The sequence below is a fragment of the Roseivivax isoporae LMG 25204 genome (assembly GCF_000521865.1).
GTDB lineage: Bacteria > Pseudomonadota > Alphaproteobacteria > Rhodobacterales > Rhodobacteraceae > Roseivivax > Roseivivax isoporae.
Window position 1 is genome coordinate 156,652 of the sequence record NZ_JAME01000001.1, and the last position, 14,011, is coordinate 170,662.

Annotated in this window: 13 protein-coding genes; 4 read left to right on the top strand and 9 right to left on the bottom strand. The window is 71.1% G+C overall.

Annotation, left to right across the window (positions count from 1 at the left end; all coding sequences use genetic code 11):
- Positions 1–3 precede the first annotated feature (3 nt).
- Together tsaB and RISW2_RS00735 are read right to left on the bottom strand one after the other, a co-directional pair.
- Entirely contained in the window at positions 4–597 is a 594-nt protein-coding gene (gene tsaB, locus RISW2_RS00730) for a tRNA (adenosine(37)-N6)-threonylcarbamoyltransferase complex dimerization subunit type 1 TsaB (RefSeq protein ID WP_043765276.1), read from the bottom strand.
- Positions 584–1,153, bottom strand: coding sequence for a NifU family protein (locus tag RISW2_RS00735; RefSeq protein ID WP_043765278.1), 570 nt, complete (start codon positions 1,151–1,153; stop codon positions 584–586). The genes tsaB and RISW2_RS00735 overlap by 14 nt, the downstream gene beginning before the upstream one ends.
- 195 nt (positions 1,154–1,348) lie before the next feature.
- On the opposite strand from RISW2_RS00735, the gene RISW2_RS00740 reads away from it, so the two are divergent.
- A complete protein-coding gene (locus RISW2_RS00740; protein ID WP_051491723.1) occupies positions 1,349–1,741 on the top strand; it encodes a DUF7282 domain-containing protein in 393 nt (130 codons plus the stop codon).
- A gap of 115 nt (positions 1,742–1,856) precedes the next feature.
- Here the strand turns inward: RISW2_RS00740 and RISW2_RS00745 are convergent, their stop codons facing one another.
- From RISW2_RS00745 to RISW2_RS00755, 3 genes are all read right to left on the bottom strand, one after another.
- On the bottom strand, positions 1,857–2,312 hold the full coding sequence (locus RISW2_RS00745) for a universal stress protein (protein WP_043765282.1): 456 nt from the start codon (positions 2,310–2,312) through the stop codon (positions 1,857–1,859).
- Between the two features lie 75 nt (positions 2,313–2,387).
- Positions 2,388–3,260, bottom strand: a complete 873-nt coding sequence (locus RISW2_RS00750) for a branched-chain amino acid aminotransferase (protein ID WP_043765284.1) — start codon at positions 3,258–3,260, stop codon at positions 2,388–2,390.
- An 80-nt stretch (positions 3,261–3,340) separates the two neighbouring features.
- Positions 3,341–4,660 (bottom strand): ABC1 kinase family protein, encoded by a 1,320-nt coding sequence (locus RISW2_RS00755; protein WP_043765286.1) that lies wholly within the window; start codon positions 4,658–4,660, stop codon positions 3,341–3,343.
- A 150-nt stretch (positions 4,661–4,810) separates the two neighbouring features.
- Here RISW2_RS00755 and RISW2_RS00760 point away from each other — a divergent pair, with 150 nt between their 5' ends.
- The gene (locus RISW2_RS00760; RefSeq protein WP_043765288.1) at positions 4,811–5,494 is read left to right on the top strand and encodes a rhomboid family intramembrane serine protease; all 684 of its coding nucleotides are present in this window, start codon (positions 4,811–4,813) and stop codon (positions 5,492–5,494) included.
- Between the two features lie 4 nt (positions 5,495–5,498).
- Here RISW2_RS00760 and RISW2_RS00765 read toward each other — a convergent pair whose 3' ends face one another.
- The 4 genes from RISW2_RS00765 to RISW2_RS00780 form a co-directional block, all read right to left on the bottom strand.
- Positions 5,499–7,076, bottom strand: a complete 1,578-nt coding sequence (locus RISW2_RS00765; RefSeq protein WP_084615197.1) for a phospholipase D-like domain-containing protein — start codon at positions 7,074–7,076, stop codon at positions 5,499–5,501.
- Entirely contained in the window at positions 7,000–8,547 is a 1,548-nt protein-coding gene (gene murJ / locus RISW2_RS00770) for a murein biosynthesis integral membrane protein MurJ (protein WP_043765290.1), read from the bottom strand. The genes RISW2_RS00765 and murJ overlap by 77 nt, the downstream gene beginning before the upstream one ends.
- 115 nt (positions 8,548–8,662) lie before the next feature.
- Positions 8,663–11,458, bottom strand: coding sequence for a [protein-PII] uridylyltransferase (locus tag RISW2_RS00775; protein WP_051491700.1), 2,796 nt, complete (start codon positions 11,456–11,458; stop codon positions 8,663–8,665).
- A complete protein-coding gene (locus RISW2_RS00780; protein WP_043765292.1) occupies positions 11,418–12,599 on the bottom strand; it encodes a penicillin-binding protein activator in 1,182 nt (393 codons plus the stop codon). The genes RISW2_RS00775 and RISW2_RS00780 overlap by 41 nt, the downstream gene beginning before the upstream one ends.
- Before the next feature lie 99 nt (positions 12,600–12,698).
- On the opposite strand from RISW2_RS00780, the gene rsmI reads away from it, so the two are divergent.
- On the top strand, positions 12,699–13,616 hold the full coding sequence (gene rsmI / locus RISW2_RS00785; protein WP_051491702.1) for a 16S rRNA (cytidine(1402)-2'-O)-methyltransferase: 918 nt from the start codon (positions 12,699–12,701) through the stop codon (positions 13,614–13,616).
- Entirely contained in the window at positions 13,582–14,001 is a 420-nt protein-coding gene (locus RISW2_RS00790; RefSeq protein ID WP_084615198.1) for a YraN family protein, read from the top strand. The genes rsmI and RISW2_RS00790 overlap by 35 nt, the downstream gene beginning before the upstream one ends.
- The last annotated feature ends 10 nt before the right edge of the window (positions 14,002–14,011 follow it).

Sequence of the window (14,011 nt, forward strand, 5' to 3'; positions counted from 1 at the left end):
CGTTCAGGCGTCGTCGAGAAGCGCCGGCGGCGTGTCGCGCGCCGGGGCCGCGTCGGCGGGCCGGATGTAGAGCGGCGCGGGCGCGGACGGCCGGATGCCCCGGGCGAGGTCCGCGCGGGCGCGACGCGCGATGGCGCGGACGGTGTCCTCGGGCGTGCCGGGCATGCGCGCGCCGGCGGCCTCGGCGTCGGCCAGGGGCACGAGGCGCGGGGCCGCACCCGGGCGCTGCAGGTAGGCCTGTTCGCGCGGGGCAGGCACGGCTGCCACGACCTCGTCGCCATCCGCCGCCGCGTCGAAGGCGGTGACGCCGAAGGCCGGCACGCCGAGGCTCAGCGCGAGCCCGCGCGCGGCCGAGACCGCGATGCGGATGCCGGTGAAGTTGCCGGGACCCACGCCCACGGCGATCGCGTCGAGATCGGCCCAGCCGACGCCCCGCTGCTCGAGAAGGTTCTCGATCAGCGGAAAGAGCGCCTCGGCCTGGCCGCGGCTCATGGCCTGCGCCAGTGCCGGCACGTCGCCTTCGGCCACAAACAAAGCGGCGGCGCAATGCGCCGCCGACGTGTCGAATGCGAGGATCAGGGGATCAGGCGACGCCAACCGGCCGCACCTCGGTCACCTCGGGGATGTAGTGCCGCAGCAGGTTCTCGATGCCCATCTTCAGCGTCAGGGTCGAGGACGGGCAGCCCGCGCAGGCGCCCTGCATGTTCAGGTAGACCACGCCACGCTCGAAGCCGTGGAAGGTGATGTCGCCACCGTCCTGCGCCACCGCGGGGCGCACCCGGGTGTCGAGCAGTTCCTTGATCTGGCCCACGATCTCGGAATCCTCGCCGCTGTGCTCGGCATGGCCCGAGCCCGCCTGCACGGCGTCGTCCGCCATGACCGGCTGGCCGGACTGGAAATGCTCCATGATGGCGCCGAGGATCGCGGGCTTCACGTGATCCCAGTCGGTGTCCTCGGCCTTGGTCACGGTCACGAAATCGTTGCCGAAGAACACGCCCCGGACGCCCGAGACGTCGAAGAGGCGGGTCGCCAGCGGCGAGGCCGCGGCACCCTCGGCAGAGGGGAAGTCGGCGGTGCCCGCGTCCAGCACGGTCTGCCCGGGCAGGAACTTGAGCGTCGCCGGATTCGGGGTCGATTCGGTCTGGATGAACATGTTGTCCGCCTTTCTCGCTTGACCGCGAATATGCGCAGCCGGGCGCGCGGGGTCAAGGTTTGGAACGGTTCTAAAGTGGCGAGGCCGGTTTCCGCGACGGAAAACCTGTGCCGCGCGGCGAAACTTCTTCGATCGCCGCCGCGTGGCTGGCGGTATCGACACCAGAGAAAGGACCACAACATGCGCCGCATTCTCATGACCGCAGCCTTCGCCGCCACCGCCGGCCTTCCCGCCCTCGCGCAGGAGACGCCGATGGTCGAGGCGTCCGACCAGTCCGTCGCGAACGGCGTGGTCAGCGCCGAGCGCGTCGTCGCCCCGGCGAACGGCTGGCTGGTCGTGCACCGCACCGACGCCGAGATGAAGCCCGGCCCGGTGGTCGGTCACGCGCCGATCCGCGAAGGCGAGACCGCCGACGTCGCGGCCATCCTGACCGAAGACGTCGCCTCGGGCGACATGCTGATGCTCATGGTGCACGGCGAGGACGGCGGTGCCGAGACGGGCATCTTCGAATACACCCTCGGCGCCACCGAGGACGGCCCGATCCGCATGGACGACGCGCTCGTCATGACGGTCATCACCGCAGAGTGATCGTACCGCGCGGACGCGTCGAGCATCGCGTCCGTGCCAACCGGCCGGAGGGGACGGCGCGCCACCGCGGCCGCCGCCGGCCGGTCTGGGCCCCCCGAGGGCGCCCGGACGTGGCTCAGGTGATCGCCTCGAGCCGTTCCTTGGACAGGTCGCCCGGCACGATGGTGATCGGGATGGGCAGCGAGCCGGCATTGCGCGTGAGCTGCGTCACGAGCGGCCCCGGTCCCTTCTTGTCCGTCCCGGCCCCCAGCACCAGCACGCCGATCTCGGGATCGTCCGCCACCTGCGCGATGATCTGCGTCACCGGGTCGCCTTCGCGGATGACGAGTTCGGGGTCGACCTTCTGGCGGTCGCGCATCCATTTCGCGAACACCTCGAAATGCGCGGTGATGCGCTCGCGCGCCTCCTCGCGCATGATGTCGCCGACACCGATCCAGTGGTTGAACTCGTCCGGCGGGATCACCGACAGGATCTCGACGCCGCCGCCGGTCTTCGACGCGCGCATGGCGGCGAAGCGCATGGCGTTCAGGCATTCCCGGCTGTCGTCGAGCACGACGAGGAACTTGCGCATGTGAATTCTCCGAGCCTCGGGGCGATCATGGCGAAGGCCGGGCGGCCTGTCCATGACCCCGGGCGGCCCGGGCGGTCACCACGCCTGCGAGGCGGCCCAGTCCCAGTAGATCTCGCGCGCGCGCCGGGTGATCGGCCCGATCTCGTAGGTCCGGTCCTCGAAGCGGCCGACCGGCGTCACCTTGTTGAGGTTGCCGGTGAGGAACACCTCGTCCGCGTTCTCGAAATCCTCGAAGCTCAGGACCGTTTCCACCACCTCGACGCCGTCGGCGCGCAGCGTCTCGATATGCCGTGCGCGGGTGATACCGGCAAGGAAGGTGCCGTTCGGGATCGGGGTGAACACGACGCCGTCGCGGACCATGAAGACGTTCGAGGTCGCGGTCTCGGCCACGTTGCCCATGGCATCGGCGACGAGCGCGTTCTCGAACCCGCGCCGGCCGACCTCGGCCAGCATGCGCGCGTTGTTGGCGTAGAGGCAGCCGGCCTTGGCGTTGACCACGTTGTCCTCGAGCACCGGCCGGCGGAACGACGTGCGCCCGAGCGACACGGCGTGGTCCGACGGCAGCATCGGGAACTCCTCGAGGCAGAGGGCAAAGCCCGTGTGCTCGGGCCCGATCTTGGGCAGGATCGCCGAGGCCTCGGAATTCAGCGCCCAGTACATGGGCCGGACATAGACCGGGGCCGTCCTGGGGAACATCTCGAGCCCCTCGCGCGCGATCTCGAGGATCTCGGCGTCGGTCTTGGTGGGCTCGATCATCAGCGCACGGGCCGATCGGTTGGTGCGCGCGCAGTGGCGGTCGAGGTCCGGTGCCATCCCGTCGACGAAGCGCGCGCCGTCGAACACCGTCGATCCGAGCCACGCGCCGTGGTCCGCCGCCCGCATCACGGCCACGTCGCCCTCGTGCCAGGCGCCCTCGAAATAGGTGCGGATGTTGCGGCCGGTCGCCATGGCGCGCCCTCCCTGTCCGGTTCGGGCGCGACGCTATCCCCGGGGGCGGGGAAGGTCCAGCCGCGATCCGGGCGCGGGGCTCAGGCGTAGGGCGCGAGCAGCGGCCGCAGCGCCACACGTGCGCCGAGCCGCGCAGCGAGAAGATAGAGCCCCGCCACCTTGCGCTGCAGGAACAGCGCGTCGGCCGGCGGCACCGGCGCGATGTCGCGGTCCCGCCCGAAGGCCATGGCCGCCGCGGTCAGCCGCTGCGGCAGGTCCGAGCGGGCAAAGTCGAAGGGCCGGTCGTCGCGGAGCGGCTCGAAACACATCTCCATCATGTCGAGCAGCGCCGAGAGCCGCGCGGGAGACAGGTCGTCGGAGAGGTAGCCGATCCGGGTCGCGGCCGCGCGCATGTCGTCGCGGTCGCCGGCGAGGCCGGCCCGCAAGAGCGCGCGGAACTCCGCCACGAGCGGTTCGGGATAGTCGCGCGCCGCCCCGAAATCGAGCAGCACGATCCGCCCGGCTTCCGCGTTCCAGCGGAAATTCGCGAAGTTCGGATCGGTCTGCACCAGACGGAACGCGAAGAGCTCGCGCAGGGTGAGCGCGATGAGCCGCGCCGCGACCTCGTCGCGCAGCTCCTGGTCGGCCGCGGCGAGCGTCTCGATCGGCACCCCGTCCATCCATGTCATGGCGAGGATGTCGCGGGTCGAGAACTCGGGCACCCCCTCCGGCACGGCAAAGCGCGGATCGTCCGCCAGCAGCGCGCCGAAGCGGTCGAGCATCCGCGCCTCGGCGCCGTAATCGGCCTCGTCGTGCAGCTGCGCGCGTGCATCCTCGAGCAGCGCCGAGAGGTCCATGCCCCTGGGCGCCAGCCCCGACCACCGCATGAGCGCGCCGAGGTTGCGGATGTCGCTGTCGATGCTGTCGCGGACGCCCGGATACTGCACCTTGACCGCCAGCGCGCGGCCGTCCTTCGTTTCGGCCCGGTGCACCTGCCCGATGGAGGCGGCGGCGACGGGCCGGACGTCGAAGCTGCGGAAGCGGGTGAGGAAATCGGTGCCCCAATTGTCGGACAGCACGCGTTTCAGCTGGCTGCCCGGCATGGCGTGTGCCTCGGACCGCAGGCGCGACAGGATGTCGGCCAGGTCGGGAGACAGGTATTCGCCGGCCTCCATGGACAGGAGCTGCCCGAGCTTCATCGCCGCGCCGCGCATGCGCGCGAGTTCCGAGGCGAGGTGCGCGGCGTTGGCGGGTGTCAGGAACGCGCTGCCGAGTGCCGGCCGGCGGCCCCGGGCGAGGTCGCGCGCCCCGGCGAGTGCCGCGCGGCCCAGAAGCCCGCCGGTCAGCCCGCCGAGCCGCGCCATGCGCCCGAGGCGGTGCGAGGGCACCGCGTAGGGGCGCGAGAGGTAGTCGTCGGACATGGGTCGATTTCCAGCGAGAGGTGGCCGCGATGCGGCGGATCTATGCCGCGGCGCGCGGGCTTCCACGGCGGCGCGCGCATCCGCCGCGCTGGCATTCGCGCGGCCTCTCGACTAGGTCGGACCCCGAGACGCACCTGCGGGGGACCGATCATGCACTCCGATCACAACGCGAACCCGGTGAATCCGCTGCCACCGGCGGTCTGGGCGCTTTTCGGCATCATGCTCGTCGCGGAGGTGGCGTTCTCGCTCGGGGCGCGCGGCCTGATCGGCGGGCCGCAGGCCGTGGGCTGGCGGATCGCGGCGGTCGAGCGCTTCGCCTTTTCCGGCGAGATCCTCGACTGGATGGTGCAGACGCGCACTTTCCCGCTCGAGCACGTGCAGCGCTTCTTCACCTATTCCTTCGTGCACCCGGCCTTCACCAGCACGCTTTTTGCCTGCGTGATGCTGCTTGCGCTGGGCAAGATGGTGGCCGAGGCGATCGGGCAGGCGCGCGTGGTCGCCATCTACTTCCTCTCGGCGATCGGCGGCGCGCTGGCCTACGGGCTCGTCCTCGACGATCCGCGGCCGCTGATCGGCGCGTTTCCCGCGGTCTACGGGCTGATCGGCGCGTTCACCTACCTGCTCTACGTCCGGCTCGGCCAGATGGGCGAGGCGCAGATCCGCGCCTTCACGCTGATCGGCATGCTGCTCGGCCTGCAGCTGGTCTTCGGGCTGTTCTTCAATGCCGGCCTCTACTGGGTGGCCGAGGTCGCGGGCTTTGCCTGCGGCTTCGCCATGACCGTGGTGCTGGTCCCGGGCGGCACGCGCCGGCTGATCGCGCGGCTGAGGCGCTGAGGTCTCAGAACATCTCGTCCGGCAACAGCGGCAGGTAGCGTGCGAAGCGCCTGCCGCGGCCGAGCGGGTAGGGCATAACGAAGCCCTGGCGCTCTTCGGGGGGGCGCGCGGCGTTCTCGCGCGCGGCGACGTTCCAGACCTCGGCCCGCGTCGAGTCCTGATCGCCCAGATGCGCGCCGAGCCACTTGCGGGCCAGCTTGAGCCGCAGATCGCGGATGACCGTCGGCCGGCGGAAGAGGATCGAGGCCTCGGTGTCCCAGCGCATCGACCGCCCGTTCAGGTTTGCGGATCCGACCATCCCGAACGTGTCGTCGATCAGCGTGACCTTTGCGTGCACGTAGATCGGCCCCGCGCCGCCGAGCGCGCCGGCGAAACCTTCGCTCGCCGGCCGGTTCTGGCCCGGCGAGATCAGCGCCACGCGGTCGCCATAGGCGTCGCGCACGTCGTTCAGCGAGAGCGTCTGCAGCGCGTGGGCGTGGCGCGCGTCCCAGGTGTCGTCGCCGCCGAAGAGGATGCGCTCGGGCTCGGGCGGCAGCAGCAGGACGAGCTGCAGGTCCGGCACGCGATTGGCCGCGGCGATCAGCGCGCGGGTGATCGGGCGGTGCCGCAGGAACTGGCTCTCGATGTAGATGTGCCGGCGGGCGGCGGCGATGCCCTGCAGCGTGACGTCCTCGTTCTCGGTCAGGTGCGGCGCGGGGCCGAAGCCGAAGGGGCCGTTCCGGGCGGTCGAGACCGTGCGCACGAGCCGCAGTTCCGAGGTGCCCTGTTCGCGCACCGGCGCCTCGAGCGGCGTGGCCCGGCCATCGACGGAGGACGCGCCCGCCTCGATCGCGGCGTTCCAGGTGTCGACCACGTGCGCGCGCACGGCGCCGGCAAAGCTGCCCTCGACCCGCGCGGACACGTCGTGCCACGTCTCCTCGGCCGGGCGGTCGTGGTCGTTGTCGTCCCAGCGGCGTTCGTTGAGGTCGAGCCCGCCGACGATGGCGACGCGCCCGTCGGCCACCGCCACCTTCTGGTGCAGCGACACCGGCCAGAGAAACGGGCGCGACTTCAGGACCTTGCGCTGGACCGGGGTCAGCCGGTTCTGTGCCTCGCGCTTCAGCTCGCGCAGCTTCTCGGCGACCTGCAGGATCAGCGCGCGGCGCCAGATCCAGCCGACCTCCTGCCCGTGCGGAGCGATCAGCACCTCGGCGTCGCCGGTCACGCGGTTCACGATCCCGCTCGCGGTCGACCACGACAGGCGGTGCAGGTCCGAGGCGAAGAGCGGGTCGAAATCGGTGACGACGAGCCTCAGCCGCACCCCGCGCCGCACGACGAGCGCCAGAAGGTCGCCCCAGTCGTCGAGCCCGCGATCGCGCAGCGCGGGCGTGCGCAGCTTGGTCTTCGGGTCGAAGATGCGGAACGACAGCAGCAATTCCTCGCGCGCGCCATCCGCGAGGGCCTCGAGCTCGGGAAAGATCTCGGCCGCGGTGACGTGTACGGAAAGCTCCGTCCCGGTCCCGGAGTCAGGATTTTCGGCGCCGGAGCGCGTCTCGGAATTCCGAGAGTCTGAAGGCCCCGAGAGCCTGTCCGACGATTCCATATGTGACGGCCCCTACCGTGATGAGCACCAGAAGCGCGGCGTATCTCACGCCCCCCTGTTCCAGAAAGGGTGCAAGTGCCTGCATCGTTCCCCAAAGGACGACTCCCATCAACCCCGAGGCGGCCATGACGCGCCAGAACCGCTGGTGATAGCGCGCGTCGAAGCGCGTCACCTCGCCGAACCGCCGGCCGCCCACGAAGAGCAGGATCACCATGGCCCAGCCCGACGCGGTGGTCGCGACGGCGGGGGCGAGCCAGCCGACCAGGGGCACGAGGCCGATGGCGAGGACGGTGTTCACCACCACCGAGACCACGGCGTAGCGGAACGGGGTCCTGGTGTCCTCGCGGGCGAAGAAGATCGGCTGCAGGACCTTCTGGAACACGAAGGCCGGCAGGCCGAGGCTGTAGATGGCGACGGCGAGCGCGATGGCGCGGCTGTCCCCGGCGTCCGTCGCGCCACGCTCGAACAGGACCGACACGATGGGCAGGGGCACCACGACGAGCGCGACCGCGGCAGGCAAGGTCAGCGCCAGCGAGATCTCGGCCGCGCGGCTCAGCGCGTGGCGCCCGCCGGCCTCGTCCCCGGAGGCGAGCCGCCGCGACAGGTCCGGCAGGAGCACGATGCCGACCGCGATGCCGACGACGCCGAGCGGAAGCTGGTAGAGCCGGTCGGCGGCATAGAGCCAGCTGATCGCCTTGTCGAAGGTCGACGCGACCTGCTGGCCCACGAGGAGGTTGATCTGCATGACCCCGCCGGCAAGCGCCGCCGGCAGCGCCACGACCACGAGGCGCCGCATCTCGGGCGTCCAGCGCGGGCGGCGGGGCCGCAGCCGCAGATCCGCGCGCTCTGCCGCGAACCAGCAGAGGGCGAGCTGCGCCACGCCCGCGACCGGCACCGACCAGACCAGCGCCGTCACCACGTCGCCGCCCACGATGTCCGCGGCGACCATCGCCGCGATCACCACGACGTTGAGGAGCGTCTGCGCCGCCGTCGCCGCGGTGAAATGCCCGGCCGCGTTCAGCACGCCCGACATGAGGGCCGCAAGCGAGATGAAGAGGATGTAGGGAAAGACGATGCGCCCGAACCCCACGGTCAGGTCGAACCGCTCGTCCCCGGCAAAGCCGCTCGCGGTGGCCCAGACCAGCGCCGGCATGAACACCATGGCGAGCGCGGACAGCACCACCAGCACGAAGGCGAGCCCGCCGAGCGCGTCCGAGCCGAAGCGTTCGGGCGCGTCGCCGCTTTCGAGACGTTTCGAGAACATGGGCACGAAGGCCGAGTTGAACGCGCCCTCGGCAAAGAACCGGCGGAAGATGTTGGGCAGCCGGAACGCCGCCACGAAGGCGTCGAGCACGGGGCCGGGGCCGATCAGCGCGAGGATGATGATCTCGCGCCCGACGCCCAGCACGCGGGAGACCAGCGTCCAGAATCCCACGGTCAGGACGCCGCTCATCAGTCTTATGGGTTTCATCTGCCGTCGTCCCCGCCCGGCGCCGACCGGGCCTATCCTTTTCCGCGAGCAGTAGCGCATAGGCCGCGGGCGAGAAAGCGCATCCTCCGGCGGCGCGGGGAAACCCGCGCGCCACTCAGGAATTGGCGCGTTCGGCGCCCTCGGCGATGGCGTCGCGCAGCTTGCGCTCGAGCGCGCGCTGCCGCGAGGTCGAGTGCAGCTTCAGCCCGAACATGTCCTTGACGTAGAAGCTGTCTACGACCTGTTCGCCGTAGGTCGCGATGACCGCGCTCGCGATGTAGATGTTCTGTCCCGCAAGCGTGCGCGTCAGGTCATAGAGCAGGCCCGGCCGGTCGCGGGTGTCGACCTCGATGATCGTGTAGATGTCCGAGCCGTCGTTGTCGAAGGCGATCGAGGTCGGCACCTTGAAGGCGCGCTCGCGCTTCTTGAGCTTGTCCTTGGACTTCATCGCGTCGCGCGCCACGACCTCGCCCATCAGCGTCTTGCGGATGGTCTCGCGCAGGCGGGGCAGGCGCGCGGCCTCGTAGGGCGACCCGTCGCCGTCCTGGATCCAGAAGGCAGCCGTGGCGAAGCCGTCCTTGGTCGTGTAGGTCCGCGCATCCACGACGTCGGCGCCGACGAGCGCGAGCGCGCCCGCGAGCCGCGAGAAGATGCCCGGATGGTCCACGAGCGCGAAGCAGACGCGGGTGGCGTCGCGGTCCTCGTCCGGATGGATGTCGACGCGGATCTCGTCCACCGCGATGTCGCGCAGGAGCCGCGCGAAAACCACGTGGGCGGTGACGTGCAGCCCCTGCCAGTAGGGCGGGTAATGGCGCTGCACCTCGGTCTTGAGCGCCTTCTGGTCCCAGTCCGACAGGCGCTCGCGCAGGAGCCGCTTGGCCTCGGTGCCGCGGTTCTCGCGGTTGAGATCCTCGAGCCCGGATTCGAGCCCACGCCGCGTCTGGCGGTAGAGCGCGCGCAGAAGCGCCGCCTTCCAGTTGTTCCAGGTGCCCGGGCCCACGCCGCGGATATCGCAGACCGTGAGCAGGAGCAGGAGGTCGAGCCGCTCGCGCGTCTGCACCGCCTTGGCGAAGTCGCGCACCGTGCGCGGGTCGGCGATGTCGCGCTTCTGCGCCATGTCGGACATGAGCAGGTGATGGCGCACCAGCCATTCCACCGTCGCGCATTCGGACTTGTTCAGACCCATGCGCGGCGCCACGCGGCGCGCGATCTGCGCGCCCAGCACCGAGTGGTCCTCGTCCCGGCCCTTGCCGATGTCGTGGAGCAGGAGCGCCACGTAGAGCACGCGGCGGTTCACGCCCTCCTCGAGGATGCGGGTCGCCACCGGCAGTTCCTCGACCACCTGGTGCTCCTCGATCTGGCTCAGGTGCCAGATGCACTGGATGGTGTGCTCGTCCACCGTGTAGTGGTGATACATGTTGAACTGCATCATCGCCACGATGGGTTCGAATTCCGGGATCAGCGCCGACAGCACGCCCAGCTCGTTCATCCGCCGCAGCGCGCGGTCGGGATTGCCGTGCTTGAGCATCAGGTCGAGGAAGATGCGCTGCGCCTCCTTCGACTGGCGCAGGCCGTCGTCGATGAGGTGCAGGTTCGCCTTGATGAGCCGCATCGCTTCGGGGTGGATCAGCAGCCCGGTGCGCAGCGCCTCCTCGTAGATGCGCAGGAGGTTCAGCTTGTCCGAGAGGAACTTGGCCTCGTCCGAGAAGATCAGCCGCCCGTGGCGCACCGCGTAGCCCGCGCGCACGCGCGGCGGACGCTTGAACACGCGGGCGAGGAGCGGCGGGTCCTTGCTGTGCTGCGCCTCGAGCGAGGTCAGGAAGATCCGCGTGACGTCGCCCACGGCGGTCGCATGGCGGAAATAGCTCTGCATGAAGATCTCGACCGCGCGCCGTCCGCCGCGGTCCTTGAACCCCATGGCGGCGGCCACCTCGACCTGCAGGTCGAAGGTCAGCTGTTCCATCGCGCGGCCCGCGATCAGGTGCAGATGGCAGCGCACCGCCCAGAGGAAGGCGCCGGCCTTCACGAAGGTCTCGTGCTCGTCGCGGCGGAACACGCCCGAGCGCACGAGCTCGGCGGTGTCGTCGCTGCGGTAGAGGTACTTGGTGATCCAGAACAGCGACTGGAGGTCGCGAAGGCCGCCCTTGCCCTCCTTGACGTTGGGCTCGACCATGTAGCGCTGACCGCCCTGCTTCTCGTGGCGCTGGTCGCGCTCGGCGAGCTTCGCGTCGATGAACTCGCGCTCGGTCCCGGCAAAGAGGTCTGTCCAGAGCCGGCGGTCGAGCTCCTCGGCGAGCGCCGCCTCGCCGATCAGGAAGCGGTGTTCGAGCATCGAGGTCCGGATGGTGAAGTCCTCGGCCCCGAGCCGGAGGCAGTCCTTCACCGTGCGGCTGGAATGGCCGACCTTCAGCTTCAGATCCCACAGGATGTAGAGCATCGATTCGATGACGCTCTCGGCCCAGGGCGTGATCTTCCAGGGCGTGAGGAACAGGAGGTCCACGTCCGAGAACGGTGCCATCTCTGCGCGGCCGTAGCCGCCGACCGCGATCACCGCGATCCGTTCGCCCGAGGTGGGGTTCGGCCGGCGGTGCAGGTGTCCCGCGGCCAGTTCGAAGGCCAGCGTCACCAGCCCGTCGGTCACGTGGGTGTAGGCGCGCGTCGTTTCGGCCGCGGCGAAGGGCCGCTCGGCGAAGGCCTCGGCGATCACCGCGCGGCCGCGGTCGCGGGCCTCGCCCAGCACCCGGACCGCGATGCGGCGCACCGCGGCCTCTTCCTTTTCCTCGCCGATCTCCGCGTGCATCTCGGCGCGCACGGCCGCGCGGTCGAAGATCCGCTCGGCCGGCGCGATCAGCGCGGGGGCGGAGGCGCCGTCAGGAGCCTGCGCCGCCGAAACCTCTTGGAGCTGGGTCAAGGATCACCACCTGGCCGTTGCGCACCGTCGCGACGGCGAGCCCGCGCTCGTTGGTGCCGTCCGACCGCAGGCGGAATACACCGGAGGCGCCCTGGAAGCCAGAACCCTGTGTCAGCGAATTGACCGAAAGCGCGTTGCTGCGGCCCTGTCCCACCAGGGCGCCCACCGCCGCCACGCCGTCGAAGGCGAGCCCGGCCAGCGGGTGCGGCGTGCCGCCATAGGTCTGGGTGTAGCGGCTCTCGAAGGCCGATTGCGCGCTCCGCGAGGGCATGGTGAACCACGCGCCCTCGATTCCCGGCAGGCGGAAGCCGTCAGACCGCGTGTCCCACCGGGTGAGGCCCATGTACTGGACCGCCGACGGCGCGATGCCCTGTTCGGGTCCGAGCTGCAGCACCACGGACAGGCCGCCCTCCCAAGTGTCGGTCAGCACCAGGCCCTCGGCCTCGCCGCTGTCGATCACCGGGCTGATCCGGCCGAGCGCGGACGTCAGGCTCTGCGTGTTGAGCGCATAGGGCTCGGAGGCCACGACGCGCGCGCCGCTGCGCGAGGCCGCGGACTGCACCGCGTTGCGGCCGACCTGGCCCGCCACGTCCTGCGTGTAGAGCACCGCAAGGTCGTCGACGCCCTGCCGCGCGCCGTAGGACACCACCCGTTCGGCGGCATTCTCGAAGGTCGCGCCGAGGATGAAGAGGTTCCCGCCGGCGATGGTGGGGTTGTTCGAGAAGCTGAGCACGCTCACGCCCTCGTCGGCCACCGACACCGCGGCGGCGTTCGCGGCCTCGGCGAAGAGCGGGCCGAGGATGACCTGCGCGCCTTCGTCGACCGCCTGCTGCGCGACGGCCGCGGCGGTCGCGGGCTGGCCCGCGGTGTCGTAGACGCGCAGATCGACGTCGACGCCGTTCAGGTCCGCGACGGCAAGCCGTGCGGCGCGCTCGAGATCGGTCGCCACGGCGCGCGCGCCGGCGTCCGAGCGCGGCACGAGCAGGGCGACCTGCACCGCGCCGCCGCCGCCCCCGCCTGCGAGGGGCCCGCCCGAGCCGCTCGGCAGGAGTGCCGCGTCGCAGGCGGCAAGGGACAGGATGGCTGCACAGGCGGCGGCACGCGGCCACGCCTTGAAGCTGCTGGTATTACGGGCGATCATGTCGGAACGGGCTCCCCTCGGACGCATGGGCGGGACGGGTCGGACGAACCCGCGCGGTGGTGAGGGCGAGCTTAGGGCAGGCAGGAGGCGGGTCCAACTATGAATCCCGAGGACGGACCGCTGCCGCCGGGGCTTTACCTCGTGGCGACACCGATCGGCAACGCGCGCGACCTGACGCTGCGCGCGGCGGACATCCTGCGGCAGGCCGACATCCTGGCCGCCGAGGACACGCGGTCGCTGCGCAAGCTCATGGAAATTCACGGGATTTCCCTGAACGGGCGACCCATGATCGCCTATCACGACCACAACGGCGCCAAGGCGCGGCCGCGCATTCTCGGCGCGCTCAAGGACGGGCGGTCCGTCGCCTACGCCTCCGAGGCGGGCACCCCGCTCGTGTCGGACCCGGGTTACGACCTCGTCGGCGCGGCGCGGGACGCGGGGCACGCGGTGACCTCGGCGCCCGGCGCCTCGGCGGTGCTGGCGGCGCTGACCGTGGCGGGGTTGCCGACCGACCGCTTCCTCTTCGCGGGCTTCCTGCCCGCGGCGGGCGGCCCCCGGCGCGCGGCGCTCGCCGAGCTCGCGGCGGTGCCGGCGACGCTGGTCTTTTACGAATCACCCCGGCGTCTCGGGGCGATGCTCGCGGCGGCGGCCGGGGCGCTCGGGCCTGGGCGTCCCGCCGCGGTGGCGCGGGAGCTGACCAAGCGGTTCGAGGAGGTGCGGCGCGGCACGCTGGCCGAGCTGGCCGAAACCTACGCCAGCGAGGAGGCCCGCGGCGAGGTGGTCGTGCTGGTGGGCCGCGGGAGTTCGGAGAAAATTAGCGATTCCGACCTAGACCTGTCGCTGCGCGAGGCGCTGCGGACGATGTCGGTGCGGGACGCGGCGGACTTCGTGTCGCGCATGCACGGGATGCAGCGGCGCAAGGTCTACCAGCGGGCCATGCGGCTCGACGCCGCCACGCGCGAGGGCGACGGGGACCTGGGCGATGACGCGGACGACGGACCCGACGACGACGGCTGATCGCGCGGCCGTGCGGCTGGGCCGCGCGGCGCGGGGGCGTACCGGGCATCTCGCCGGGCTCTCCGCGGAGGCGCGGGTGGCGCAGCACTATGTCGAGCGCGGCTGCACCGTCGCGGACAGGCGCTGGCGCGGCGCGGGCGGCGAGATCGACCTCGTCGTGTCGGATGGCCCGGTCACGGTCTTCGTCGAGGTCAAGAAGGGCCGCAGCTTTGCCGGCGCGGCCGAGCGGCTCGGCCGGCGGCAGATGGACCGCCTCTGCGCCGCCGCCGAGGAATATCTGGGCGGTCTGCCCGGCGGGCTCCTGACCGAGATGCGCTTCGACGTGGCGCTCATGGACGCGCAGGGCGCGGTGCGGGTGATCGAGAACGCCTTCGGCGCCCCCTGACGGCACCGCA

Coding starts and splice junctions, on each gene's coding strand:
- RISW2_RS00735 (WP_043765278.1), bottom strand. CDS start 1,153: ATGTTCATCCAGACCGAATCGACCCCGAATCCGGCGACGCTCAAGTTC.
- RISW2_RS00740 (WP_051491723.1), top strand. CDS start 1,349: ATGACCGCAGCCTTCGCCGCCACCGCCGGCCTTCCCGCCCTCGCGCAG.
- RISW2_RS00745 (WP_043765282.1), bottom strand. CDS start 2,312: ATGCGCAAGTTCCTCGTCGTGCTCGACGACAGCCGGGAATGCCTGAAC.
- RISW2_RS00765 (WP_084615197.1), bottom strand. CDS start 7,076: ATGGAATCGTCGGACAGGCTCTCGGGGCCTTCAGACTCTCGGAATTCC.
- murJ (WP_043765290.1), bottom strand. CDS start 8,547: ATGAAACCCATAAGACTGATGAGCGGCGTCCTGACCGTGGGATTCTGG.
- RISW2_RS00755 (WP_043765286.1), bottom strand. CDS start 4,660: ATGTCCGACGACTACCTCTCGCGCCCCTACGCGGTGCCCTCGCACCGC.
- RISW2_RS00790 (WP_084615198.1), top strand. CDS start 13,582: ATGACGCGGACGACGGACCCGACGACGACGGCTGATCGCGCGGCCGTG.
- RISW2_RS00760 (WP_043765288.1), top strand. CDS start 4,811: ATGCACTCCGATCACAACGCGAACCCGGTGAATCCGCTGCCACCGGCG.
- rsmI (WP_051491702.1), top strand. CDS start 12,699: ATGAATCCCGAGGACGGACCGCTGCCGCCGGGGCTTTACCTCGTGGCG.
- RISW2_RS00780 (WP_043765292.1), bottom strand. CDS start 12,599: ATGATCGCCCGTAATACCAGCAGCTTCAAGGCGTGGCCGCGTGCCGCC.
- RISW2_RS00750 (WP_043765284.1), bottom strand. CDS start 3,260: ATGGCGACCGGCCGCAACATCCGCACCTATTTCGAGGGCGCCTGGCAC.